The 23873-nt window shown below is 69.0% G+C and carries 23 protein-coding genes, 1 tRNA gene, 1 pseudogene and 1 riboswitch; of the genes and pseudogenes, 20 read left to right on the top strand and 5 right to left on the bottom strand.

Annotated features, from left to right (window positions below):
- From glpK to ACIBG5_RS07580, 3 genes are all read right to left on the bottom strand, one after another.
- Positions 1–1518: a glycerol kinase GlpK gene (glpK, locus tag ACIBG5_RS07590; RefSeq protein WP_396390702.1), complete on the bottom strand. Its 1518-nt coding sequence runs from the start codon at positions 1516–1518 to the stop codon at positions 1–3.
- A gap of 60 nt (positions 1519–1578) precedes the next feature.
- Positions 1579–2337: an IclR family transcriptional regulator gene (locus ACIBG5_RS07585; RefSeq protein ID WP_360446871.1), complete on the bottom strand. Its 759-nt coding sequence runs from the start codon at positions 2335–2337 to the stop codon at positions 1579–1581.
- 77 nt (positions 2338–2414) lie between these two features.
- Complete coding sequence (locus ACIBG5_RS07580) at positions 2415–3302, bottom strand: RecB family exonuclease (RefSeq protein ID WP_396390701.1); 888 nt, start codon at positions 3300–3302, stop codon at positions 2415–2417.
- A 125-nt stretch (positions 3303–3427) separates the two neighbouring features.
- Between ACIBG5_RS07580 and ACIBG5_RS07575 the strand changes: the two genes are divergently transcribed.
- The 5 genes from ACIBG5_RS07575 (at position 3428) to ACIBG5_RS07555 (ending at position 9214) form a co-directional block, all read left to right on the top strand.
- On the top strand, positions 3428–4303 hold the full coding sequence (locus ACIBG5_RS07575; protein WP_396390700.1) for an intradiol ring-cleavage dioxygenase: 876 nt from the start codon (positions 3428–3430) through the stop codon (positions 4301–4303).
- Between the two features lie 35 nt (positions 4304–4338).
- Entirely contained in the window at positions 4339–5493 is a 1155-nt protein-coding gene (locus tag ACIBG5_RS07570) for a site-2 protease family protein (protein ID WP_396390699.1), read from the top strand.
- Between the two features lie 405 nt (positions 5494–5898).
- On the top strand, positions 5899–6855 hold the full coding sequence (locus tag ACIBG5_RS07565) for a tRNA (adenine-N1)-methyltransferase (protein WP_396390698.1): 957 nt from the start codon (positions 5899–5901) through the stop codon (positions 6853–6855).
- Positions 6856–6924: 69 nt separating this feature from the next.
- A complete protein-coding gene (arc, locus tag ACIBG5_RS07560) occupies positions 6925–8670 on the top strand; it encodes a proteasome ATPase (RefSeq protein ID WP_396390697.1) in 1746 nt (581 codons plus the stop codon).
- A gap of 202 nt (positions 8671–8872) precedes the next feature.
- Positions 8873–9214 (top strand): hypothetical protein, encoded by a 342-nt coding sequence (locus ACIBG5_RS07555; protein ID WP_396390696.1) that lies wholly within the window; start codon positions 8873–8875, stop codon positions 9212–9214.
- 7 nt (positions 9215–9221) lie between these two features.
- On the opposite strand, the gene ACIBG5_RS07550 is transcribed toward ACIBG5_RS07555, so the two are convergent.
- Entirely contained in the window at positions 9222–10454 is a 1233-nt protein-coding gene (locus ACIBG5_RS07550) for a phosphotransferase (RefSeq protein ID WP_396390771.1), read from the bottom strand.
- Between the two features lie 82 nt (positions 10455–10536).
- Between ACIBG5_RS07550 and dop the strand changes: the two genes are divergently transcribed.
- The 8 genes and pseudogenes from dop to ACIBG5_RS07510 all read left to right on the top strand — a co-directional run bounded on the left by dop (position 10537) and on the right by ACIBG5_RS07510 (position 17451).
- Positions 10537–12057 carry a depupylase/deamidase Dop gene (gene dop, locus ACIBG5_RS07545; protein WP_131515973.1) on the top strand — a complete coding sequence of 507 codons (1521 nt, stop codon included), beginning with the start codon at positions 10537–10539 and terminating at the stop codon, positions 12055–12057.
- Between the two features lie 75 nt (positions 12058–12132).
- Complete coding sequence (locus ACIBG5_RS07540) at positions 12133–12342, top strand: ubiquitin-like protein Pup (RefSeq protein ID WP_130448384.1); 210 nt, start codon at positions 12133–12135, stop codon at positions 12340–12342.
- Between the two features lie 8 nt (positions 12343–12350).
- A complete protein-coding gene (prcB, locus tag ACIBG5_RS07535) occupies positions 12351–13193 on the top strand; it encodes a proteasome subunit beta (protein WP_360446891.1) in 843 nt (280 codons plus the stop codon).
- A 36-nt stretch (positions 13194–13229) separates the two neighbouring features.
- Entirely contained in the window at positions 13230–14087 is an 858-nt protein-coding gene (gene prcA, locus ACIBG5_RS07530) for a proteasome subunit alpha (RefSeq protein WP_396390695.1), read from the top strand.
- Positions 14084–14698 (top strand): NUDIX hydrolase, encoded by a 615-nt coding sequence (locus tag ACIBG5_RS07525; protein ID WP_360446895.1) that lies wholly within the window; start codon positions 14084–14086, stop codon positions 14696–14698. The genes prcA and ACIBG5_RS07525 overlap by 4 nt, the downstream gene beginning before the upstream one ends.
- Before the next feature lie 7 nt (positions 14699–14705).
- A pseudogene (locus tag ACIBG5_RS07520) lies at positions 14706–15716 on the top strand (beta-N-acetylglucosaminidase domain-containing protein); the annotation flags it as partial.
- Positions 15717–15882: 166 nt separating this feature from the next.
- Positions 15883–16488, top strand: a complete 606-nt coding sequence (locus tag ACIBG5_RS07515) for a beta-N-acetylglucosaminidase domain-containing protein (protein ID WP_396390694.1) — start codon at positions 15883–15885, stop codon at positions 16486–16488.
- A riboswitch (ZMP/ZTP riboswitch) is annotated at positions 16489–16578 on the top strand.
- Between the two features lie 30 nt (positions 16579–16608).
- Positions 16609–17451, top strand: a complete 843-nt coding sequence (locus ACIBG5_RS07510; protein WP_396390693.1) for a bifunctional 5,10-methylenetetrahydrofolate dehydrogenase/5,10-methenyltetrahydrofolate cyclohydrolase — start codon at positions 16609–16611, stop codon at positions 17449–17451.
- 22 nt (positions 17452–17473) lie between these two features.
- On the opposite strand, the gene ACIBG5_RS07505 is transcribed toward ACIBG5_RS07510, so the two are convergent.
- Positions 17474–18349: a phytanoyl-CoA dioxygenase family protein gene (locus ACIBG5_RS07505; RefSeq protein ID WP_396390692.1), complete on the bottom strand. Its 876-nt coding sequence runs from the start codon at positions 18347–18349 to the stop codon at positions 17474–17476.
- A gap of 101 nt (positions 18350–18450) precedes the next feature.
- Between ACIBG5_RS07505 and ACIBG5_RS07500 the strand changes: the two genes are divergently transcribed.
- The 7 genes from ACIBG5_RS07500 to ACIBG5_RS07470 all read left to right on the top strand — a co-directional run bounded on the left by ACIBG5_RS07500 (position 18451) and on the right by ACIBG5_RS07470 (position 23871).
- Positions 18451–19356, top strand: a complete 906-nt coding sequence (locus ACIBG5_RS07500) for a helix-turn-helix domain-containing protein (protein WP_396390691.1) — start codon at positions 18451–18453, stop codon at positions 19354–19356.
- Between the two features lie 106 nt (positions 19357–19462).
- Entirely contained in the window at positions 19463–19831 is a 369-nt protein-coding gene (gene aroH / locus ACIBG5_RS07495; protein ID WP_360446905.1) for a chorismate mutase, read from the top strand.
- 3 nt (positions 19832–19834) lie between these two features.
- Positions 19835–20899 (top strand): prephenate dehydrogenase, encoded by a 1065-nt coding sequence (locus ACIBG5_RS07490; RefSeq protein ID WP_396390690.1) that lies wholly within the window; start codon positions 19835–19837, stop codon positions 20897–20899.
- Positions 20900–20938: 39 nt separating this feature from the next.
- Positions 20939–21619 (top strand): (d)CMP kinase, encoded by a 681-nt coding sequence (cmk, locus tag ACIBG5_RS07485; protein ID WP_396390689.1) that lies wholly within the window; start codon positions 20939–20941, stop codon positions 21617–21619.
- A complete protein-coding gene (locus ACIBG5_RS07480; RefSeq protein ID WP_396390688.1) occupies positions 21616–22344 on the top strand; it encodes a lysophospholipid acyltransferase family protein in 729 nt (242 codons plus the stop codon). The genes cmk and ACIBG5_RS07480 overlap by 4 nt, the downstream gene beginning before the upstream one ends.
- Positions 22337–23716 (top strand): ribosome biogenesis GTPase Der, encoded by a 1380-nt coding sequence (gene der, locus ACIBG5_RS07475; protein WP_396390687.1) that lies wholly within the window; start codon positions 22337–22339, stop codon positions 23714–23716. Before ACIBG5_RS07480 ends, der begins: the two co-directional genes overlap by 8 nt.
- A gap of 81 nt (positions 23717–23797) precedes the next feature.
- A tRNA-Pro gene (locus ACIBG5_RS07470) sits at positions 23798–23871 on the top strand.
- The last annotated feature ends 2 nt before the right edge of the window (positions 23872–23873 follow it).

Here is a 23873-nt window from a genome sequence, read left to right as displayed (position 1 = left end):
TTACTCGGCGACCTGTTCGGGGCGGATCCAGCCGAAGGTGCGTTGGACTGCGGCCTTCCAGTTGGCGTACTCGGTGGCGCGGCGGTCCGGATCCATGTGCGGCAGCCACTGACCGGCGCGGTGCCAGTTGCTCCGTAGTCCTTCCAGATCGGGCCAGTAGCCGACGGCCAGCCCGGCGGCGTACGCGGCGCCGAGGGAGACTGTCTCGGTCACCATCGGGCGGACCACGGGGACGTCGAGCAGGTCGGCGAGGAACTGCATCAGCAGGTTGTTCGCGGTCATGCCGCCGTCGACCTTCAACGCGGTCAGCGCGATGCCGGAGTCGGCGTTCATCGCGTCGACCACCTCGAGGGTCTGGAAACCGGTCGCCTCCAGCACCGCGCGGGCCAGGTGCCCCTTGGTGATGTAGCCGGTGAGGCCCGCGATCACCCCGCGCGCCTCGCTCCGCCAGTGCGGTGCGAAGAGTCCGGAGAACGCCGGCACGATGTACGCGCCGCCGTTGTCCTCGACCGTCCGGGCCAGCGTCTCGATCTCTGCGGCGGTGTGGATCAGCCCGAGCCCGTCGCGGAACCACTGCACGAGCGAACCGGTGACCGCCATCGACCCTTCGAGCGCGTACGACGCCTTCTCGTCGCCGATCTGGTACGCGACCGTGGTCAGCATCCCGTGCGTGGACCGGACGATCTCGTGGCCGGTGTGCAGCAGCAGGAACGACCCCGTGCCATACGTGCACTTCGCCTCACCGGGACTGAAGCAGGTCTGCCCGAACAACGCGGCCTGCTGGTCCCCGAGCGCCGCCCCGATCCGCACCCCGGGCAGGACGTCGGTCGCTGTCGCGAACACCCCGGACGACGGGCGGATGTCCGGCAGCACAGCCCGCGGTACGTCGAACGCCTCGAGCAACTTGTCGTCCCACTCGAGGGTCTCGATGTTCATCAGCATCGTGCGGCTCGCGTTCGTCACGTCGGTGACGTGCAGCCCGCCGTTCGCGCCGCCGGTGAAGTTCCAGATCAGCCAGGACTCCATCGTGCCGAAGTACACCTCGCCCCGCTCGGCGCGCTGCCGCAGCCCCGGGGTGTGGTCGAGCATCCACTTGAGCCGCGGCGCCGAGAAGTACGTCGTCAGCGGCAGACCACACAGATCGGCGAACCGGTCCGGGCCCTCGGTGCCGGCCAGGTCGCTCACCAGCCGAGAGGTCCTGGTGTCCTGCCAGACCACCGCATTGCCGATCGGCCAGCCGGTCGAGCGGTCCCACAGCAGGCTGGTCTCGCGTTGATTGGCGATGCCGATGGCAACGATCTGCGACGGCTCGGCGCCGATCTGCCGGACCGCGGTCGGGACCACCCGGGTCACGTTCCGCCAGATCTCGGCCGCGTCGTGTTCCACCCAGCCCGGTCTCGGAAACAGTTGCCGGTGCTCGCGCTGTGCGACCGACACCAACCGCCCGCGGCGGTCGAACAGGATGCACCGCGTCGAGTTGGTTCCCTGGTCCACCGCGGCCACGTATTGCTCAGCCATCGAGCCACCCCCCGATCTCTCGCCGGCCGGATCGCTCAGGTCGAACCGGCCGCCTTCTCGTCAAGTGTCCTCCCGGAGGTCACGCGCGATGGCTTCGGCGGTGGCCCGGACCATACTGATCAGGTCGGGGCGGTGGCGGAGCTTGCTGTCACAGATGCGTTCGAGCCGTCCGGCGAGACCGACCGCACCGACGACCAGACCGCCCAGCCCGCGGATCGGGGCCGCGATGCTGGCGAGTTCGACGGTGTGTTCCTCGAACTCACTGGCCCACCCGCGCGCACGAACGGTGGCCAGCTCCTCGGCCAGGCGGTTCGGATCAGTGATCGTCCGGGTCGTGTACGCCTCCAGCCGGCGCGGTCGGGCGGCTCCGCTGGTGTCGAACGCCAGCACGGCCTTCCCAAGGGCGGTGGCGTGGGGCGGGAGCGTCGTACCGACGTCGAGGTCCTGGTCGCTGTCGTCAGGGCGGAAGACGTGATGGACGACCTCGACCTTGCCGTCGACGAGTCTGCCGACCCGGACGACCTCACCGCTGCGGGAGGCGAGCGAGTCGGCCCAGTTGATCGCGCGGCTGCGCAACTCGTTCGGGTCCAGGTAGCTCTCGCCGAGCCGACCGAAGATGTCGCTCAGGTGGTAGTGCGCGCCGGTGTGGTCCTGCTCGACGAACCCGACCTGCTGCAGGGTCCGGAGTATCCCGTGCACAGTCGGCTTCGCCAGGCCGAGCGCGTTGCCGAGGTCGGCGACGCCGAGCCCGTCCGGTGCGGCCGCGAGCAGTCGCAGCACAGCGGCAGCCCGCTCGATGGACTGCACTGTGCCCGGCACAATGGCAGGCTATCTAGGAATCCGACGTGTGGCTGTAGGCCAAGTCGCCCTTGCGGACCGCGAGGCAACGATCGCGTTCAGCCGTCGACATCGACGAGGTCCACGCCCGCCGACTCGGCGGCGACCTCTTCAACCGAACGGGTCGGGAGCGGCGGCGGGGTGCCTCCCCAGGCCGGGCAGATCGCCTTGTGGTCGCACCACTCGCAGAGCGGACCAGGGCTGGGCCGCCAATCGCCGGACTCGAGCGCCCGGCTGATCGCCTTCCACAACGCCGAGACCTTCCGCTCACAAGCGCGCAGATCCGCCTCGTCGGGCACATACCGGACGATCTCCCCGTTGCCGAGATAGACGAGTTGCAGCATCGCCGGCACGACGCCCCGCAGCCGCCACAGGACCAGCGCGTAGAACTTCATCTGGAACAGAGCCTTGGCCTCGAAGAACTCCGACGGCGACCGGCCGGTCTTGTAGTCGACCACCCGGATCTCGCCGGTCGGCGCGACATCGAGCCGGTCCACGTAGCCCCGCAGTACCAGACCGGACTCGAGCTCGGTCTCGACGTACAGCTCGCGCTCGGCGGGCTCCAGCGCGTTCGGGTCCTCGAGCGTGAAGTACTTCCCGAGCAGCTGGTGCGCCTCGGCCAGCCACTTGGCCAGCTCCTCGCCGCTCGCGTCCTCGGCGAACAGCTCCGCGACCTCCGGCTCCTCCTCGAGCACGTGCTGCCACTGCGGCTCCAGCAGCTCCGCCGCCTGCTCCAGCGTGCGCTGCCCGCGAGGCAGGTCGAACAAACGCTCCAGCACACCGTGCACCACCGTGCCCCGGACCGCGGCCGAGGACGGCTTCTCCGGCAGCCGGTCGATGACGCGGAAGCGGTACTTCAGCGGGCAGCTCATGAAGTCCGCGGCCCGCGACGGCGACAGGGCTCCGCGTGGATGCCCGTGCACGTCAGCTTCGGCTGCAACACTCATGCCAGCACCCTAGGCGAGTCCACCGACACTTCGTCGGTGCACACCCGGACCTGTGGAGAACCGTTCGCAGCGAACTCCCAGCCGGCTTTCGGGAAACCATCGGCTCCCTTTGTCACGCTCGACTCATGACGCCACCACCGAAACCACCCCGTGAACACGATCTGGGCCTGGAGTACGACCTCGGCACCCTGCACCGCCGGCGGTTCCTCGGCCTCTTCGCCGGCGCTGGCCTGGCCGCGGTGGCCGGCTGTACTCCGGACGACGCCACCGACTCGGCCACGTCCGGCTCGACGACGACCACGACATCCAGCACGCCCTCAGCCAGTACTACCTCGGCCAGTACTCCCTCGGGCAGTACGACGACCAGCAGCACCGACGTCGACGAGATCCCACAGGAGACCGGCGGACCCTATCCGGGTGACGGCTCCAACGGGCCGAACGTGCTGACCGAGTCCGGCATCGTCCGCAGCGATCTCACCAAGTCGTTCGGCTCCGCGTCCGGCGTGGCAACCGGCGTACCGCTGACCGTGACGCTGTCGATTCTGGACGCCGACAAGGACACCCCACTGGAAGGTGCGGCCGTCTACCTGTGGCACTGCGACGCGCAGGGTCGCTACTCCCTCTACTCCGACGGCGCCACCAACGAGAACTACCTGCGAGGTGTCCAGGCGGCGGACTCGTCCGGCAAGGTCACCTTCACGACGATCTTTCCGGCGGCGTACATGGGCCGCTGGCCGCACATCCACTTCGAGGTCTACGCGAGCCTGTCCGAGGCCACCGCGGCCGGCAAGATCACCCGTACGTCGCAACTGGCCCTGCCGAAGGACGTCTGCGACACCGTCTACGCCACCGACGGGTACGACGGCAGCGCCGAGAACATGTCCAGGACGTCGCTCGAGAACGACAATGTGTTCGGCGATGACGGCGGTGTCCATCAGCTCGCCACGGTCAGCGGCGACGTGGGCAAGGGGTATGTCGCGTCGCTACAGGTGGGTGTGTAGCACGGAGTTACCTGCGGGCAAGTAGCGTTGGGTCGATGCCAGAATCGCGTGATCCTCAGAATCCCGCCCAGCCGGCCGGCCCGCCGCCGCCCGGGACCTGGGTGCTTGGTCGTATCCGCGGCATCCGGCTCACCATGCGATTCACCTGGCTGCCGGTGGCGATGCTGCTCGCGATCGGGTTCGCCGCGATCATCGGGCAGCAGTTCCCCTCCCTGGGCGGCTGGCGCTATCTGGCCGCGCTCGCGTTCGTCGTCGCGTTCACGCTGTCGATCCTGGTCCACGAGCTGGCGCACGCCCTGATGGCGATGCGGTTCGGCATCGGGGTCTCGGAGATCAACCTCGGCTTCTTCGCGGCCGGCACGCACATCGAGGGGGAGCGGAAGTCACCGCTCGAGGAATTCGCGGTCTCGGTGGTCGGCCCGGTCGCGTCCCTGGTCGTCGGCGGGCTCGCGTACCTCGGCTCGCGCGCGTTCGACGAGGGCGTCGGGTACGTCGCTCTGTGGGAACTCGGCATCGCGAACCTCATCGTCGGTGTGACCAACCTGCTGCCCGGCCTGCCGCTGGACGGCGGCTGGGTGCTGCGCGCGGTGGTCTGGAAGGTCACCGGCAACATGCACACCGGCACGATCGTGGCGGCGTGGGCCGGCCGGATCCTCGCGATGCTGGTGCTGGCGGCCCCGGTGATCCTCGAAGAGGTCTGGAATCGCCCACCGACCATGATCGACTTCCTGATCGCGCTCGCGGTCGGGTTCTTCCTCTGGATGGGGTCGACCGCGTCACTGATGCAGGCGCGGCTCCGCCGCAAACTGCCCGCGCTCCAGGTCCGCACGATGGCCCGCCGCGCGATCGCCGTCCACTCCGGTACGCCGATCTCCGAGGCGGTCCGGCTGGCCGCGGACGCGCAGGCCGGGGCGGTCGTCGTGATCGACGGCGAGGGCAAGCCGCACGCGCTCGTGTCGGAGACCGCGGTGAGCGCGGTCGCGCCGAACCAACGCCCCTGGACCACCGTCAGCGAGGTTTCGACCCGCATCGGCGCGGGCCACATCATCGGGATCAACGACACCGGTGAAGAGATCCTCAAGACCATCCGCGAGCACCCGGCATCGGAGTACCTGGTCCTGGACGCGGCCGGCGCGGTGTACGGCGTGCTGGCGACCAGCGACATCGAACGAGCCTTCCGCGGCCGCTGAGCCACCCCCTCCCAACCCCCTCGGCCCACTCTCGGCGTCCCCTGCCCCGCGCCCGCCCATCCTCCGCCAGCCCCCGCGCGCGCCCCGCCTCGCCTCGGCTGGTGGGTTGGCCCATCAGCCGGCGGGTTGGCCCACGGCACCCGGTTGGCCAACCCACCAGCTGCCTGGCTGACCCTTTGCCCGGCGGCATGCCTGCGTGGGATTCGAGCGGTGCGTGTGGGAGGTGGTCGACTGGCGGGTTGTTTCGTGGCTGGCGCCGTACGAACCCGGCCGCGGTGACGAAAGCCGCCATCCACCGAGAGGCTGCTCGTCGTCGTGATGGGTCTGGTGGGTCAACCCGTGAGAGGTTGGTGGGGAGGGCGGGATTCGGGGATCGCGGTGACTGAAAGTTAAGGTGAGCGCCTTATGGCTGACTTGCGCGACTTTCCCGACCAGGCGTACTCCGGGGTCCATCACGGCCCCTTGCAGGCGGGGGAGTGGATCACCCTGCAGGACTCCAAGGGCCGCCGGCACTCGGTCTTCCTGGAGCGCGGGAAGATCTTCCACACCACCAAGGGCGGGATCGCGCACGACGACCTGATCGACGGGCCGGACGCCGTGGTGATCAAGTCCAAGGGCGGCGTGGAGTACCTCGCGCTGCGCCCGCTGATGGCTGACTACTCGGTCTCGATGCCGCGCGGCGCGGCCGTGATCTACCCCAAGGACACCGCGCAGATCGTCACGATGGCCGACATCTTCCCAGGTGCGAAGGTGGTCGAGGCCGGCGCCGGCTCCGGCGCGCTGACCACGGCACTGCTGCGCGCGGTCGGCATCCAGGGCCAGGTCATCTCGTTCGAGCGGCGCGAGGACTTCGCCGAGGTCGCGCGCAAGAACGTGACCGGCTTCTTCGGTGCTGAGCACCCGGCTTGGAGGCTCGAGGTCGGCGACCTGGTCGAGAAGCTGAACGAGCAGGATGTGGACCGCATCATCCTCGACATGCTGGCGCCGTGGGAGTGCGTTGACGCCGCCGCTGAAGCCCTGTCGCCCGGTGGGGTGTTCTGTGCCTATGTAGCCACCACGACGCAGCTGAGCCGTGTTGTGGAGACGCTGAGGGCACATGGTGAGTTCACCGAGCCGCGCGCCTGGGAGTCACTGGTGCGGGATTGGCATGTCGAGGGTCTGGCCGTGCGCCCGGGCCACCGGATGCAGGGGCACACCGCTTTCCTGGTCACCGCACGACGGATGGCACACGGAGTTCAGGCGCCGCGCAAGAAGCGCCGGCCGGCGCCGGGTGCGTACGGCGACGACTACGCCGGACCGCGTCGCGCCGAGAGATCGGAAGACGTGCCGAAAGCAACTGATTCATCCGCAACCGACACGTGATGGGATTCAGCTTGCCCAGCGACGTTTTCTGGGTAAGGTCCATAAGGTCGAGCCCCACATGGTGAGGTGATGATCGTGGCTGGAGACGAGAGTCCTACCGCGGCAGAGCTGCGTAACCAGGTCCGTTACCTGGAAGCCGAGGTCGCAGCGTTGCGGCGTCGGTTGCTGGAGCATCCGGCTGACAGCCGGTCGCTCGAGAGCAGGCTGTCCGAAACCCAGGCCTCCTTGGCGAGTGTCACCGCTCAGAACGAGCGGCTGGCAGAGACGCTGCGGGAGGCGCGAGAGAAGATCATCGCCCTGAAGGAGGAGGTCGACCGGCTGGCCCAACCGCCGTCCGGTTTCGGCACCTTCCTCGGCCGCAATGACGACGACACGCTGGACGTGTTCACCGGGGGCCGCAAGCTCCGGGTCGCGGCCAGCCCCTCGGTCGACCTGGACGGGCTGAAGCTCGGCCAGGAGCTGATGCTGAACGAGGCGCTGAACGTGGTCGAGGCCTGCGATTTCGAGGTCGTCGGCGACGTGGTGATGCTCAAGGAACTGCTCGCCGACGGCGAGCGGGCGCTGGTGATCGCGCAGGCCGACGAGGAACGGGTCGTCCGGCTCGCCTCGCCGCTGCTCGACATCGCCCTGCGGGCCGGTGACTCGCTGCTGCTGGAGCCACGCTCCGGATACGTCTACGAGAAGATCCCGAAGTCCGAGGTCGAGGAGCTGATCCTCGAAGAGGTGCCGGACATCGACTACACGCAGATCGGTGGCCTGTCCGGTCAGATCGAGCAGATCCGGGACGCGGTCGAGCTGCCGTACCTGCACAAGGACCTGTTCCTCGAGCACGAGCTCAAGCCGCCGAAGGGCGTCCTGCTGTACGGCCCGCCGGGCTGTGGCAAGACCCTGATCGCGAAGGCGGTGGCCAACTCGCTGGCGAAGAAGGTGGCCGAGCGGACCGGGGTGGACGGGCAGAAGTCCTTCTTCCTCAACATCAAGGGCCCGGAGCTGCTGAACAAGTACGTCGGCGAGACCGAGCGGCACATCCGGCTGGTCTTCCAGCGGGCCCGTGAGAAGGCCTCCGAGGGCATGCCGGTGATCGTGTTCTTCGACGAGATGGACTCGCTGTTCCGCACCCGCGGAAGTGGTGTCTCCTCCGATGTCGAGAACACCATCGTCCCGCAGTTGCTGAGCGAGATCGACGGTGTCGAGGGCCTGGAGAACGTCCTGGTCATCGGTGCCTCGAACCGTGAGGACATGATCGACCCGGCCATCCTGCGACCCGGCCGGCTGGACGTGAAGATCAAGATCGAGCGCCCGGACGCCGAGGCGGCCCGGGACATCTTCTCGAAGTACCTGACCACCACCCTGCCGCTGCACACCGACGACCTGAGCGAGTTCGGCGGCGACAAGGCGGAGTGCGTGAACGGGATGATCCAGCGCACCGTCGAGCGGATGTACACCGAGGCCGACGAGAACCGGTTCCTCGAGGTCACCTACGCCAACGGTGACAAGGAGGTCCTGTACTTCAAGGACTTCAACTCGGGCGCGATGATCCAGAACATCGTCGACCGGGCCAAGAAGATGGCGATCAAGGCCTACCTGGACGAGAACCAGAAGGGTCTGCGGGTGCAGCACCTGCTGCAGGCGTGCGTGGACGAGTTCAAGGAGAACGAGGACCTTCCGAACACGACCAACCCGGACGACTGGGCCCGCATCTCCGGCAAGAAGGGCGAGCGGATCGTCTACATCCGGACGCTCATCTCCGGCAAGCAGGGCACCGAGCCCGGCCGCTCCATCGACACGGCCACCAACACCGGTCAGTACCTGTAGGGACGAAGGCGAAGGCGACGTGTGTCCGCGAACAGCGCGGACCACGTCGCTTCGTCGTGTTGTGCGGCTCGCTCCGCTCGCCGCGAGCGGGGGCTTCGCCACCCGCACCCCCTTGGCGCCGGGTCGGTGTCGGCGTCCAAGAGGGGACGGCCGGGGTTTCCCCTGATTCGACAGGGGCTCGGGCGGGCTTAACTTGGGAAGTATGGCGACGGACGAGGAGCGGAAGGACCTGCGGGCGGCTGTGGCCGCACGGCAGGAGCTGGGGCCGGAGTACGAAGCTGAGATCATCGACAGCTTCCTGGAGAAGCTGGACGCGCGGGAAGCGCATCGGCACCGGCAGGACGACGTACTGGAGGCCGTCGGCCTGAAGCGGCGCGAGACGGACCCCGGCGGCCTGGCGCTCGCGATCATCACAATCGTCGCCGCTATCCCGATCACCGCGATCGCCGCGGACATGCTGGGCCTGATCGGCGTGATCGTCTGCTGGGCCGGCCTGGTCGGCATCAACCTCGCCCGCACCGCCGGCCGCCACACCGGCCGCTGAGCGGTCCTCAGAGGCTGGAGACGATGTCTCTGAGTCCGGTCGCCACGTCGTCGGGCAGGTCCAGCAGCAAGCCGCGGTGAACGCCGTACCAGGGCGACAGGCGCGCCCAGTCCCGGGCGCGCTCGCGCAGCTCGGGGGTGAGGTCGTACGTCTCGGCCGCGCCGGCCGCCACCGCGCTCGGAGCGCCGTCGAGAAGCCACGCCAGGTCGAGGGCGGGATCACCGATGACCGCGTCGGTCCAGTCGATGACGCCGGTGACCCGGCCGTCGGTGACGAGGATGTGGTCCGGACCGAAGTCGCAGTGGATCAGGCTGCTCCGGTGCCGGGCGACGCGGTCGAGCAGGTCCAGGGCCATCGGCCGCAGCTCTGCGGGCAGCAGTGGCACGATCAGGTCCCGGAATTCGTCGAGAGCGATCGCCTTCTCGGCAGCGGCGGTCGCCGCGTCGACGACACCGTGTTCGACTGCTTCGCCGGGGTCGACAGAGTGCAGCGCCGTCAGGAACTCGCCGAGCTTGCGGCCCATGGCCGTGCCACCGTCCTCGAAAGGGATTCCAGGGAGCAGGAGGTGGCGTACGCCGTCCGGTGTCCGCTCGGGCACTGGGACGGGTAAGGGGAGCTGTGGGGCGAGCCAGTGCATGAGTGTGACCTCGGCCAGGAGACGGGGTTCGACCGCCGGGCGGCGAGGGGACCGGTAGAGCCACGGACCGTCGATCCAGGCGTCGCTGTCCCAACCTTCGCTGACGGTCACACCAGGCAGGCCGCGGACGAGGGGACCGAGCAGGGCGGCGGTGTCGGGCATGAACGACCACTCGGGGTCGTCCAGCTTGGCGACGAGGTCGGCGGGGGACATCCAGGCTCCCCACTCGACCTCCTCCGGCTGGTGCTTCACCGGGCCGTCCCAGACGCACGTGTACAGGTACGCGTGGTACCTGGTGTGGTCGTCGGCGAAGTCGTCCTCCGGCAGCCGGGTCAGCTCGGCGCCGGTGATCCCCAGTTCCTCGGCCAGCTCCCGTACGACGGCGTCGTACGGGTCCTCGCCGGCCGCGACGACGCCGCCGGCCGAGAAGTCGTATCGGCTCGGGTAGAGATCCTTGGTCGGCGTACGGCGATGCACGTAGATCTCACCGGCCGGATTCCGGACGAGTACGCCGGTCGCGGAGTGTCGCAGGTTGTCCCGTCGCATCTCCGACCGTGGCCGCGCGTCGATGACCACGTTGTCGTCGTCCAGAATGGCCACCATTTCGTCCACCCGCGAAGTCTCACACGTAACCCTGTGGACACAGCAACGGATTTCGTCGCGGACACCGCGTAGGCTCGTTCGCATGAGTGTTCGGCGGATCATGGGAACCGAGACAGAGTTCGGGATCTCGGTACCAGGCCAGCCCGGGGCGAACCCGATGCTGACCTCGAGCCAGGTGGTGAACGGCTACGCGCAGACGCAGCCGCTCGCGCGCAAGACCCGATGGGACTTCGACGAGGAGCACCCGCTGCGGGACGCGCGCGGCTTCGATCTGAGCCGGGAGGTGGCCGATTCGAGCCAGCTCACCGACGAGGAGACCGGGCTGGCGAACGTGATCCTGACCAACGGCGCGAGGCTGTACGTCGACCACGCCCACCCGGAGTACTCGGCGCCCGAGACGACCAATCCGCGCGACGTGGTGGTCTGGGACAAGGCCGGCGAACTGGTGATCATGGAGGGCGCGCGGCAGGCCCGGCAGATCCCCGGCGCCCCGCCGCTGAACCTGTACAAGAACAACGTCGACAACAAGGGTGCGTCGTACGGCTCGCACGAGAACTACCTGATGCGCCGGTCCACGCCGTTCGCCTCGATCGTGCGGCATCTGACGCCGTTCTTCGTGAGCCGTCAGGTGGTCACCGGCGCCGGCCGCGTCGGGATCGGCCAGGACGGCGCCGCGAACGGTTTCCAGATCAGCCAGCGGGCCGACTACTTCGAGGTCGAGGTCGGCCTGGAGACGACGCTGAAACGCCCGATCATCAACACCCGCGACGAGCCGCACGCGAATCCGGACCGGTACCGCCGGCTGCACGTGATCATCGGCGACGCCAACCTGTCCGAGATCTCGACGTACCTGAAGGTCGGCACCGCATCGCTGGTGCTGGCGATGATCGAGGACGGCTGGTTGACCGACGACCTGAGCGTGGACCGCCCGGTCACCGCGCTGCACGAGGTCAGCCACGACCCCACCTGTACGCACCTGATGACGCTGAAGGACGGCCGCAAGCTCACCGCCGTCCAGCTGCAGACGGAGTACCTGGAGCAGGCCCGCAAGTACGTCGAGGACAAGTACGGCGACGACGCGGACCGGCAGACCAAGGACGTGCTGCACCGCTGGGAGCAGATCCTGGACCAGCTGGCCATCGACCCGATGAAGCTGGCCGACCAGCTCGACTGGGTGGCGAAGTACAAGCTGCTCCAGTCCTACCGCGACCGCGACGGCCTGGAGTGGGACGACCCGAAGCTGCACCTGGTCGACCTGCAGTACGCCGACCTGCGCCCGGACAAGGGGCTTTACTACAAGTTGGTAAAGGCCGGCCGGATGCAGCGACTCGTCTCCGACGAGGAGATCCGGATGGCGGTCTCACACCCGCCGACCGACACGCGGGCGTACTTCCGCGGCCGGTGCATGCAGCAGTACGCGCCGCAGGTCGCGGCCGCCTCCTGGGACTCGGTGATCTTCGATCTGCCCGGCAAGGAGTCGCTGCAGCGGATCCCGACACTGGACCCGCTGAGGGGCACGAAGGCGCATGTCGGGGCACTTCTTGACCAATGCGACACCGCGAGTGACCTGGTTCGCACCATTACTGGGGGCGCCGCCGGGTAGGGTCGCCGTATAAGGAAACACTGCGGGGGTCGGTTGGGCGGCCGCCGCAGGCGGCGGTTCTAGGAGGTGTGTGCCATGGCGAAGGACGGCGGTCAGCAGCACAAGCAGCCGAAGCGTTCGTCGACCGAGGAAGAGGTCGAGCAGGTCGAGGCGTCCGAGGACGTCCAGGAGCGCAAGGAACGGCTCGACGAGGACGTCGATTCGATCCTGGACGAGATCGACGAGGTGCTCGAGGAGAACGCCGAGGAGTTCGTCCGCGGATTCGTGCAAAAGGGTGGGGAGTGAACCGCTCGATGACTTTTGATGCCTCCGGCCGGTTGCCGGAAGCCTTCCTGATCCCAGGTGGCTCGTCGTTCATGGACTTCCTGGCCGGGCACGCGCCCGACCTGTTGCCTGGACGGCGCAGCCTGGGGTCGGCCGATTTCTCCCACGACGTCCCGCACGGTACGACGATCGTCGCGGCCACCTTCCCCGGTGGCGTGGTGATGGCCGGCGACCGGCGGGCCACGATGGGCAACATCATCGCCCAGCGTGACATCGAGAAGGTGTTCCCCGCCGACGAGTACTCCGCGGTCGCGTTCGCGGGCTCGGCCGGCTTCGGGATCGAGATGGTCCGGCTGTTCCAGGTCGAGCTCGAGCACTACGAGAAGCTCGAGGGCGCGACCCTCAGCCTGGACGGCAAGTCCAACCGGTTGAGCGCGCTGATCCGGGGCAACCTGGCGATGGCGATGCAGGGCCTGGCCGTGGTGCCGTTGTTCGCGGGCTACGACGAGGACATCAAGGGCGGCCGGATCTTCTCCTACGACCCGACCGGCGGGCGCTACGAGGAGACCCACTTCCACAGTGTCGGCTCGGGCTCGCTCTTCGCCCGCGGCGCGCTGAAGAAGCTGTACCGCGAGGACCTGTCCGCGACCGACTGCGTGACGGTGGTGATCCAGTCCCTGATCGACGCCGCTGACGACGACTCGGCGACCGGTGGCCCGGACATGCTGCGGCGGATCTTCCCGGTGGTCGGCGTGGTCACGGCGGACGGCTACAAACGGCTGCCCGAGGACGAGGTGGCCGCGATCGTGGACCGCGTCTGGGCCGAGCGGCACCAGCGCCCCGACGGCCCGGCCTCGGCCTCCCTCACCTGACCTGACCCCATCGACCGATAGAGGACGACACCTTCGATGAGCGTTCCGTTCTACGTCTCGCCCGAACAGCTGATGCGGGACCGGGCCGACTTCGCCCGCAAGGGCATCGCCAAGGGCCGCAGCGCGATCGCACTGCAGTACGCCGACGGCATCCTGTTCGTCGCGGAGAACCGCTCGCCCGCGCTGCACAAGGTGGCCGAGATCTACGACCGGATGGCGTTCGCCGCGGTCGGCCGGTACAACGAGTTCGAGAACCTGCGGATCGCCGGCGTCCGGCTGGCCGACATGCGTGGGTACTCCTACGACCGGCGCGACGTGACCGGCCGGGCGCTCGCCAACGCCTACGCGCAGACGCTGGGCGCGATCTTCTCCTCCGGCGGTGAGAAGCCGCTCGAGGTGGAGATCCTGGTCGCCGAGGTCGGTGCCAGCGCCGCCGACGACCAGGTCTACCGGCTCACCTACGACGGCTCGATCGCGGACGTCCGCGGGTACGCCGTGATGGGCGGGCCGGCCGAGCAGGTCGCGGAGTACGTCGGCGAGCACTTCCAGGAGGGCATCTCGCTGGCCGGGGCGCTCCGGCTGGCTGTGGATGCGCTCGGCCACGACGGCACCGAGGTCCGGCAGCTGACGTCGGACCAGATCGAGGTCGCGGTTCTGGACCGGACCCGGACCCAGGTCCGGAAGTTCAAGCGGATCTCCGTGGAGACGCTGGAGCGCATCCTGTCCGAGTCCCGCCCGGCCGAGGACGCGAAGCCCGCGGCCGACGGCAAGGCGAGCGAGGACACCCCGGCCGCGGAGGACAGCACAGCATCCTCCTCGTCCGACGACGCCCCGCCGGCGGACGACGTACCCATTGCTCCACCGGAGGAGCCGGACGACGACCGGCCGCTGTGAGCGAGCCGGAATGGCGTTCAGCCGCCGCGGACTCCGCGGCGGCTGAACTGTCTCGGCCCGGTGACCCGACGGCCTGGGAATTGGTGGGTGAGGAGCTGGGCTTCCACCGGTTCCTGACGGTGAAGTTGCGGCGGTACCGGCTGCCGGACGGGCGTGAGGTCGAGTGGGACGTGTTCGGCCCGAAGTCCGACGCTGGGATCAGCGCCGGTGTCACGGTGCTGCCGTTGACGCCGGAGGGACGGATCGTGACGATCCGGATGTTCCGGGCCGGACCCGACCGGATCGTGACGAACCTGCCAGGTGGGCTGGTCGAGCCGGGGGAGGACCCGGCGCTGGCCGGTGCGCGGGAGCTCGAGGAAGAGACCGGGTACACCTGCGAGACGCTCGACCTGGTCGGCTGGCAGTGGTCCTCGGCGTCGTCGACGTACCGGAAGTACATCGCGATCGCGCGCGGCTGCCGGCCGGACGGCAAGCAGTCACTGGACGAGACCGAGGACTGTGTGCCGGTCGAGCTCACTGTCGATGCGTTCCGTGCCGAGCTGCGCACACCAGGCGCGATGACCGGAGTCGACGCGGCCTATCTAGCGCTGGATCACGCCGGACTGCTGTAGTAGGGCAATGACGCCTGAGCCTCAGCAGACCACCCACCGCGACGACGGCTTCGACCTCGGCGACACCGTCGGGCTGGTACACGGCCCGACGACCGATGCGGACGCCGAGCGCGTCGTCCGCGAGACCCTGGCACGGGCCGGCGTACGGACGATCACCGACGGCGAGTCTGCTGTCACTGTGCGGCTCGGAGGCACGAACGCGGCTGCCGACGGGTTGCCGCTCGAGGGGTACGTCGTTGCCGTCGGCGACGACCAGGTCGTCCTGGACGGTGTCGATCAGCGCGGCACCTTCTACGCCGCGCAGACCTTCGCACAGCTTGTCCAGGGCAACCATGTGGAGGGCGTCGAGATCCGCGACTGGCCGACGATGCGGTACCGCGGCTCGATCGAAGGCTTCTACGGTACGCCGTGGTCGCACGCGGACCGGCTCGACCATCTGGACTACCTCGGCACGCACCGGATGAACACCTACGAGTACGCGCCCAAGGACGACCCGTACCACCGCGAGCAGTGGCGCGACCCGTACCCGGCCGACAAGCTGGCCGAGCGTGCGGTGCGGAACAAGGTCGACTTCACCTTCGCGCTGTCACCCGGCCTGTCGATCCGCTACACCGACGACAGCGACTTCCAGGCGCTGATCGCCAAGTTCGAGGCCCTGTACGCGCTGGGTGCGCGCGCGTTCAATGTGGCCCTGGACGACATCGAGTACGAGAAGTGGCACAGCGCCGAGGACGAGGAGAAGTACGGCGCCGGCGGTGGCGGAGCCGGGCGCGCACAGAGCGAGTTGCTGAACCGGATCCAGCGCGAGTGGGTCGCGACCAAGCCGGACCTCGCCCCCCTGCAGATGGTCCCGACCGAGTATTACAACGTCGACGAGACGCCGTACAAGCAGGCGCTGCGGGAGCAGCTGGACAGCGCGGTGGTCGTGCACTGGACCGGTATCGGCGTCGTACCGGAGACGATCACGAGCGCACAAGCGGCCGAGGCGAAGGCCGTGTTCGGGCACGACATCCTCATCTGGGACAACTACCCGGTCAACGACTACGCGGCCGCCCGGATCCTGCTCGCGGCGGAGGTCGACCCGGAGACGGTTGTTGAGAATGACCCTTTGCAGTCCGTTGCCGGCCTACAGCGGTCGCGAGCCTGGTCTGGCCGACCAGGTCGTCGGCGTGATCTCGAACCCGATGAACCAGGCCGGGGCCAGCAAGATCGCGCTCTACTCGTTCGCCGAGTTCGGCTGGAACCCGGCGACGTACGACGAGCAGGCCTCGTGGCACCGCGCGCTCGCCGAGCGGGCCGGGGGAGACGCCGAGACGATCGCTGCGCTGGAGGTCTTCGCCGACCTCACCACCTATGACGGCCGGCTGCACCTGGTGAACGCGCCGGTCCTCGCCGCGCAGACCGCCGCGTTCTGGAAGACCTGGAAGACGGGCGACCTGGCCGGGGCCATCGCGCAGCTCGAGCCGTACCTCGAGGCGATCGAGAACGCTCCGGCCCGGATCCGCGCCGGGGTGTCCGACCCGTCGTTCGCCGACGAGGCCGGAGCCTGGCTCGATGCGACCTTCCTCTGGGCGCAAGCACTCCGCGAGTCCCTCCGGCACCTCGAAGCAGTGGCCGAAGGCAACAGCTCGGACGCCGCCACGACCCGGGACCAGATCGACCACCTGGTCACCCAGGCCAAGACGATCCGCGACACCCGCCTGCCACACTCCAAGACCCATCCCCAACTCGGTGACCCTGTCATCGAGACCTTCCTGACCGAGGCGACGGAGGGTGGCCGGGTATCCTGAGCGGTGGACCGCGACTGGCGCTGAGGTGGACGACCACCGGGGAACGGTCCGCCGGAGGATCCGGCCGAGCCGCGCGCCTGGGCACTTGACCTGTTGTCGACGCCCAAGGGAGCGCGCGCTATGACTGCCACTTTGATGACCGGTACCGACGTTGCCGCCGAGATCGTGGCGAAGACGGCCGACCGGGCCCGTGCACTGCAGGAGCGGACCGGGGTCCAGCCGTGCCTGGCCACCGTGCTGGTCGGTGACGATCCCGCGTCGGCGACGTACGTGCGGATGAAGCAGAACCGGTCGAAGAAGGCCGGCATCGGGTCGCGGAGCGTGGTACTGCCCGCGGAGACGACGACCGAGGAGCTGGTCGCTGAGCTGACCAAGCTGTCCCAGGACGCGGCGGTGCACGGGATCCTGCTGCAGCACCCGGTGCCTGCGCAGATCGATGAGCGGGCCGCGTTCGAGGCGATCGACCCGGCCAAGGACGTCGACGGCGTGACCACGCGGTCGTTCGGTGCGATGGCGTTCGGTGAACCAGGCTTCCGGTCCGCGACGCCCGGCGGGATCATGCGCCTGCTCGAGGCGTACGACGTGCCGATCGCCGGGGCGCACGCGGTCGTGATCGGCCGCAGCCCGATTCTCGGCAAGCCGGCCGGGATGTTGCTGCTGGCATCGAACGCGACCGTCACCTACACGCACTCCCGAACCACCGACCTGCCCGCGATCGTCCGGACCGCGGACATCGTGGTGGCCGCGGTCGGCCGGCCGAACTTCGTCCAGGGCGACTGGCTCAAGCCCGGCGCGGTCGTCGTCGACGCCGGCTACAACGAGGGCAACGTCGGGGACGTCGACTTCGCCGCCGCGGCCGAGGTCGCGAGCCTGATCACACCGGTCCCCGGCGGGGTCGGTCCGATGACGATCGCCCTGCTCCTGGAGCAGGCCGTCGACGCCGCCGAGGCGCAGACCCGCTAGGGCACGGCTCTAGCGACGTGTCCTAGCGGTCGCAGCCGCCGTCCTTGTCGGCGCGGGAATGCGGGCGCGCGATGTCGTCGATGCCCTTGTAGGCGTACGGGTCGGTCCCGGCTACCATCACGATGTCGCGGTAGTCGTGCTTGCCGACATGGACGCCGGCCGGCACGGAATGCCACGGGAGCAGCGACTCCGCGCTCATGTAGTGGTTGGCGAGGGCCCGGCGGAGTCCGCGCCGCGTGGTGTTCGGCAGTGATCGGTGCAGCAGGTAGCCGTTGAAGATCACCGCCGAACCCGCCGGCACCTCGACCGGTACTGCGTCGTCGTCGGTGTAGGGGAAGTCGAACAACTCCACCGTGCAGTCGAAGCGGAGATCGTCCTGCTCCCGATCGGGATAGATGACACCGCGCCGGTGCGAGCCCGGAAGCACCCACAGGCAGCCGTTCTCCACGGTGGCGTCGTCGAGCGCGATCCACACCGCGGTCAGCGAGCGGTCCCTGGTCGGGATGAAGAACTCGTCCTGGTGCCAGGCCTGGCCCGGCTTGCCCTCGGACTTGATGAACAGCATCGACTGCATCGCCTTCACGTTCGGCCCGATCAGCGCGGTCAGTGCGGTCACCACGCGCGGTGCGCGCAACGCGGCCAGCGCCACGTCGGACACCTTGTGGGGCTGGTGAATGCACAGGTACTTGCGCACGACGTCCTCGCCCGGCTCCGTGCTCGGGCTGCCTTCGACGGCTCCGAGGTCACCGCGGCACAGGTGCTCGGCCGCTGTGTGGAGCGCGGCGACCTGGTCGGGTGGGAGGGCTTGATCGAGGACCACGAAGCCGTCGCGCCGGAACGACTCGATCAACTCGTCGGTGACCTCGGTGAACCTGCGTACGGCGGTGACAGGCTGCATTGGGGCGCTCCATCCGGCCTGGGGTTGGCGATGACCGGCTTCACAATCTCAGAGCACGACCGGACGGCCAATGTCGCCGGCGCGCGCTCTACTATCTGTTCGTGACATCGCGACCACCGGTGATCAGCGTGAACTCCGTGGTCCAGGTCGCGGACTATGCGCCCGGGGCAACCTACGGTCCGCGCTGGTTGCCGAACTTCGAATTGCTCTGGCTCCTGCACGGTTCGGCGCTCTGGCGGACCGAGCTGTACGACGACGCCGGAGTCCATCAGGCGACGGTGGAGGAGGAGTTGCGCCCCGGAACGGTGGCGTTGGCCCGGCGCGGCAACCGGGACTCCTATATCTGGGACTGTGATCACTGGTCCCGGCACGCCTACGTGCACTTCCAGATCGAGGACTTCGGCGGACTCGGCGCTGCGTCGAGTTGGCCCTCGGTGCGATCGAGATCCGATCCGGGGCTGCTCGACGAACTGTGCACCTATCTGCTGGACCTGACCGGCGTGCCGGAGTCGGTTCCGGGACACAGCGACCGGCTCGTGGCGACGATGCTGGAGGTCTTCGTCAGTGCTCCGGTCGGCCCGTCGCGTGACGAGCTGCCGGATGGCGTTCGGCGCATGGTCGACCACGTGGCGAGCGTGTGGGCCAGGCGCGGGCCGCGGATCATTTCCGTCCCCGAGTTGGCCGCCGCGGCCAACATGTCGGCCGGACACCTTCACCGGCTCTTCCGGGAGCGGTACGACTGCGGACCGGCGTACGCGCTGGATCTGATCCGGCTGGCCCGCGCGGCGACCGCTCTGCTGCGCACCAACGCGACGATCGCGGAGATCGCGTCCGACGGCGGCTACAGCAATCCGTACCACTTCTCACGCCGCTTCTCCCTCGCGTACGGCGAACCGCCTGGCACGTTCCGGCGTCGACGGCAGCTGTCCGATCCGCTCGCGCCGGTCCGCGAGGCCGGGCTGCTTCCGGTGGCTAGGCGGCTGCTGGAGGCGGCCCGGAGTGGCTGACTCCAGGGGTCTGCAGGAGCGCGGAATCCGAGACGGCTGTCCACTCTGTGGCGGCTCTGGCCTAGTGTTGAGACAGACAAGAAGACCTGAGCGAGGAGGCCGACACGTGGCGGTACGGGCGATCCGGGGTGCCACCCAGCTCGACGTGGACGAGCGCGAGCATCTGCTCGAGCGGTCCGCCGAGCTGGTGCGGGCGGTCCTGGAGGCGAACGATCTGGAGAACGAGGATCTGATCAGCATCCTGTTCACCGTCACGCCGGACCTGCACTCGGAGTTCCCGGCGGTGGCGGGCCGGCAGATCGGCCTGACCGACGTACCGCTGATGTGCATGCAGGAGATCGCGGTACCGCACGCACTGCCGCGGGTGGTCCGGATGATGGTGCACACCGAGACCCCGCGGTCGCGGGAGAAGATCCAGCATGTCTACCTGCACGGCGCCGTGGCGCTCCGCCCGGATCTGACGGGCGCCCAGTGACCAATGAGTGAGCTGCGGGGTCCGGTCCGGATCGTCGGTACCGGCCTGATCGGTACGTCGATCGGCCTGGCGCTGGCCCGGCTCGGTGTGGTCGTGGAGTTGGTCGACGCCAACCCGGACAGCGCGCTGATGGCCGAGCGGATCGGGGCCGGCTCCCGGCTGGTCCAGATCGAGCCACAGCTCGTGGTCGTCGCCGTACCGCCTGACCATGTCGGCGCGGTGATCGCGGAGCAGCTCGAGCAGACCGACGCGATCGTGACCGACGCGGCCAGCGTGAAGTCCAAGCCGCTGGCCGACGCGCGCAAGCTCACGACCGACCTCAGCCGGTACGTCGGGAGCCACCCGATGGCAGGGTCGGAGCGGAACGGCCCGTTGGCCGGACGCGCAGACCTGTTCGACGGCGCGACCTGGGCGATCACGCCGCACGAGACCAGCGCTCCGGAGGCGGTCGAGCTGGTTCGGCGGCTCGCCGAGGCGTCGGGCGCGCGGACTGTCGAGCTGTCGGTCGAGGACCACGACCTCGCCGTCGCCCGGGTGTCGCACCTGCCGCATCTGATGTCGGCGCTCGCTGCCGGGACGCTGGCCGACGCCCCGAGCTCACACCTGCAACTGTCGGGCCAAGGTGTCCGTGACGTCACCCGGATCGCGGCCGGCGACCCGAAGCTGTGGACCCAGATCGTGTCCGCGAACTCGACCGCGCTGACCGGCCTGCTCGAGCAGATCCGCGGCGAACTCGACCGCGTTCTCGTTGCTCTGGGCAAGGAAGAGGCGGGCGAGGAGCTGACCTCGATTCTGGGCCAAGGCGTGTCCGGTGCGGTCCGCGTACCCGGCAAGCACGGTACGCCGCACATCGATCTCGTCACCGTTCTGGTCACGATCCCGGACCGGCCGGGACAGCTGGCCCGGCTGTTCGCCGACGCCGCCGAGTCCGGTGCGAACGTCGAGGACCTGCGGATCGACCACAGCCCCGGCCGCCCGGTCGGTGAGGTCGAGTTGGCGGTCAAACCCGCCTCGGTCGACCAGCTGGTCGACGTACTGACCGACCGAGGCTGGGTCGTGCACCGGTAGGTGCCGAGGTTGTCCCCGGCCACAGGTAATCTCTGGGCCATGATCATCGCTGTGGACGGCCCGAGCGGCTCCGGCAAGTCGAGTACCGCCCGCGGCGTCGCCAGCCGGCTGGGGTTGCGCTTTCTGGACACCGGTGCGACGTACCGCGCGGTGACGTGGTCGGCGATGGAGCACGGTCTCGATCTCGACGACACCGCGGCGGTCGCCGAGCGGGCGCGGGAGCTGCGGCTGGAGATCAGCACCGACCCCACGCGGCAGTTCGTCATCGCCGACGGCACCGACGTGACGGCCGCGATCCGGGAGCCTCGGATCAGCGAGACGGTCTCCAAGATCGCCACCAACCTGGACGTCCGCAAGGAGCTGATCCGGCGGCAGCGCGCCGTCATCGACGCTGCCCAGCCAAGCGGCGGGATCGTGGTCGAGGGCCGAGACATCGCCACCGTGGTCGCGACCGACGCCGAGCTGAAGGTGCTGCTCACCGCCGACCAGGCCGCCCGGATGGCGCGCCGTGGCGCGGAACTTGCGGCCGGTTCGGTGACAGCCGAGCAGCTCCGCGACCAGATCGTCCGCCGGGACGCCGACGACGCGACCGTGTCGGAGTTCCAGGTCGCCTCCGACGGCGCGGTCACCATCGACTCGACGCACCTCTCCCTGGAGGAGGTCATCGACGTGATCAGCCGGCTCGCGAAGGAGGCCGAGGCCGCGCGCCGGGAGTCATGACAGCCGAAGTCACCGGGCACCTGGAGTTGCCCAGCACCGCAGACCTGCGCCCGTTGCCGTACCGGCTCGCGTCGCCGCTGCGCAAGGTCGCCAGGCCCTACTTCCGGCGCAAGTACAAGCTGACCGTCCACCACGAGGACCGGTTCCCGCTGACGGGGCCGGTGCTGATGACTCCGAACCACCTCAGCCTGCTGGACGCACCACTGCTCGGGGCGATGGCGCCCCGGATGCTGCACCAGCTCGGCAAGATCGAGGTGTTCGGTGGCCTGCAGGGCTGGTTGCTGCGCCGGATCGGGCAGATCCCCGTCGACAGGTCGTCGTACGACCCGCTCGCGGTGCGGAAGTCGATCCAGGTACTGCGAGACGGTCGGGTGCTGAACATCTATCCAGAGGGGACCCGTGGGGCGGGCGACTTCGGCCGGATCCGGGGCGGGGTGGCGTATCTGGCCATGGTGACGGGGGCGCCGATCCTGCCGGTGGCGCTGCTCGGGACCCGGCTGCCGCACGGCGATGTGGAGGGCTTCCCACCGGCCGGGAGCCGGATCGATGTCGTCTATGGCGAGGTGTTCGCGGTTGACCGCGTACCATTTCCCCGGAGGCACTCCGACGTACGAGCGGTTGCCGACCAGATCGGCGACGTGCTGCGAGCCCATATGAAGGCGGCCGTCGAAGCCACCGGCCACCCCCTCCCGGGCGAGCCAGACAAGAAGGACCCTGATGAGTGACCTGCCCACCGGCTACGACTTCGCCGAGCCAACGCACGAGCGCGAGGACACCGGCCCGCTGCCGGTCCTCGCGATCGTCGGCCGGCCGAACGTGGGCAAGTCCACGCTGGTGAACCGCATCATCGGCCGCCGCGAGGCCGTCGTCGAGGACACCCCGGGTGTCACCCGCGACCGCGTCTCGTACGACGCGAACTGGGCCGGCCGGGGCTTCACCGTCGTCGACACCGGCGGCTGGGACCCGGACGCGGTCGGGATGGCCGCGCTGGTCGCCGCCCAGGCCGAGGTGGCCATCAACGCCGCCGACGCGGTCCTGTTCGTGGTGGACGCGACGGTCGGAATCACCGACGCCGACGAAGCGGTCGTCCGGGTACTGCGCAAGTCCGGCAAGCCGGTCGTGCTGGCCGCGAACAAGGTCGACGACCAGCGGATCGAGTCCGAGGCGATGAACTTGTGGAGCCTCGGCATCGGCGAGCCGTTCCCGGTCTCGGGTATGCACGGCCGCGGCACCGGCGACATGCTCGACGCCGTCCTCGCGGCGTTGCCCGAGGCGCCGCCGGAGCGGGACGGCGAGGCCGGCGGACCGCGCCGGATCGCGATCGTCGGCAAGCCGAACGTGGGCAAGTCCTCGCTGCTGAACAAGGTGGCCAAGGAGGACCGGGTCGTCGTCAGCGACATTGCCGGTACGACGGTCGACCCGGTGGACGAGCTGATCACGCTGGCGGGCAAGGAGTGGCGGTTCATCGACACCGCCGGCATCCGGCGCAAGGTGAAGAACGCCCAGGGCCACGAGTACTACGCCTCGCTGCGGACCAACGCGGCGATCGAGCGGGCCGAGGTCGTCGTGGTCGTGGTGGACGCGTCGGAGACGATGTCGGAGCAGGACATCCGGATCATGAACGCGGTCGAGGAGGCCGGCAAGGCACTCGTGATCGCGTACAACAAGTGGGACCTGGTCGACGAGGACCGGCGCTACTACCTGGAGCGCGAGATCGACCGCGACCTGGTGCAGTTCCGCTGGGCGCCGCGGGTGAACATCAGCGCGCTGACCGGCCGGCACATGGAGAAGCTCGTCCCGGCCATCGAGGCGGCGCTCGAGGGCTGGCAGACCCGCGTCCCGACCGGCCAACTGAACGCCTTCCTCGGCCGGCTGGTGGCGGCGCACCCGCACCCGGTCCGGTCCGGCAAGCAGCCGAAGATCCTGTTCGGCACCCAGGCCACGACGATGCCGCCGACGTTCGCGATCTTCACCTCCGGCCAGATCGAGCCGTCGTACCAGCGCTTCATCGAGCGCCGCCTCCGCGAGGACTTCGGCTTCGTCGGCAGCCCCGTCCACGTCCAGATCCGAGCCCGCCAGAAGAAGTCCAAGCGCTGAACCCAGCTCCGACAAACCCGGTAAGAACCACCCCCACGAATGGGGTAAGGTTTACCCCGGCTCGCTCCTAGGAGCGACTCGCGGGCTGTGGCCTAGTCAGGTAAGGCGCTTGTCTGGGGGACAAGAGATCCCGAGTTCAAATCTCGGCAGCCCGACC

This window comes from Kribbella sp. NPDC050241, assembly GCF_044459685.1.
Classification (GTDB): domain Bacteria; phylum Actinomycetota; class Actinomycetes; order Propionibacteriales; family Kribbellaceae; genus Kribbella.
This window is presented reverse-complemented; position numbering and strand designations above follow the sequence as displayed.

Coding starts and splice junctions, on each gene's coding strand:
- glpK (WP_396390702.1), bottom strand. CDS start 1,518: ATGGCTGAGCAATACGTGGCCGCGGTGGACCAGGGAACCAACTCGACG.
- ACIBG5_RS07580 (WP_396390701.1), bottom strand. CDS start 3,302: ATGAGTGTTGCAGCCGAAGCTGACGTGCACGGGCATCCACGCGGAGCC.
- ACIBG5_RS07575 (WP_396390700.1), top strand. CDS start 3,428: ATGACGCCACCACCGAAACCACCCCGTGAACACGATCTGGGCCTGGAG.
- ACIBG5_RS07570 (WP_396390699.1), top strand. CDS start 4,339: ATGCCAGAATCGCGTGATCCTCAGAATCCCGCCCAGCCGGCCGGCCCG.
- ACIBG5_RS07565 (WP_396390698.1), top strand. CDS start 5,899: ATGGCTGACTTGCGCGACTTTCCCGACCAGGCGTACTCCGGGGTCCAT.
- arc (WP_396390697.1), top strand. CDS start 6,925: ATGATCGTGGCTGGAGACGAGAGTCCTACCGCGGCAGAGCTGCGTAAC.
- ACIBG5_RS07555 (WP_396390696.1), top strand. CDS start 8,873: ATGGCGACGGACGAGGAGCGGAAGGACCTGCGGGCGGCTGTGGCCGCA.
- ACIBG5_RS07550 (WP_396390771.1), bottom strand. CDS start 10,454: ATGGTGGCCATTCTGGACGACGACAACGTGGTCATCGACGCGCGGCCA.
- dop (WP_131515973.1), top strand. CDS start 10,537: ATGAGTGTTCGGCGGATCATGGGAACCGAGACAGAGTTCGGGATCTCG.
- ACIBG5_RS07540 (WP_130448384.1), top strand. CDS start 12,133: ATGGCGAAGGACGGCGGTCAGCAGCACAAGCAGCCGAAGCGTTCGTCG.
- prcB (WP_360446891.1), top strand. CDS start 12,351: ATGACTTTTGATGCCTCCGGCCGGTTGCCGGAAGCCTTCCTGATCCCA.
- prcA (WP_396390695.1), top strand. CDS start 13,230: ATGAGCGTTCCGTTCTACGTCTCGCCCGAACAGCTGATGCGGGACCGG.
- ACIBG5_RS07515 (WP_396390694.1), top strand. CDS start 15,883: ATGAACCAGGCCGGGGCCAGCAAGATCGCGCTCTACTCGTTCGCCGAG.
- ACIBG5_RS07510 (WP_396390693.1), top strand. CDS start 16,609: ATGACTGCCACTTTGATGACCGGTACCGACGTTGCCGCCGAGATCGTG.
- ACIBG5_RS07505 (WP_396390692.1), bottom strand. CDS start 18,349: ATGCAGCCTGTCACCGCCGTACGCAGGTTCACCGAGGTCACCGACGAG.
- ACIBG5_RS07490 (WP_396390690.1), top strand. CDS start 19,835: ATGAGTGAGCTGCGGGGTCCGGTCCGGATCGTCGGTACCGGCCTGATC.
- cmk (WP_396390689.1), top strand. CDS start 20,939: ATGATCATCGCTGTGGACGGCCCGAGCGGCTCCGGCAAGTCGAGTACC.
- ACIBG5_RS07480 (WP_396390688.1), top strand. CDS start 21,616: ATGACAGCCGAAGTCACCGGGCACCTGGAGTTGCCCAGCACCGCAGAC.
- der (WP_396390687.1), top strand. CDS start 22,337: ATGAGTGACCTGCCCACCGGCTACGACTTCGCCGAGCCAACGCACGAG.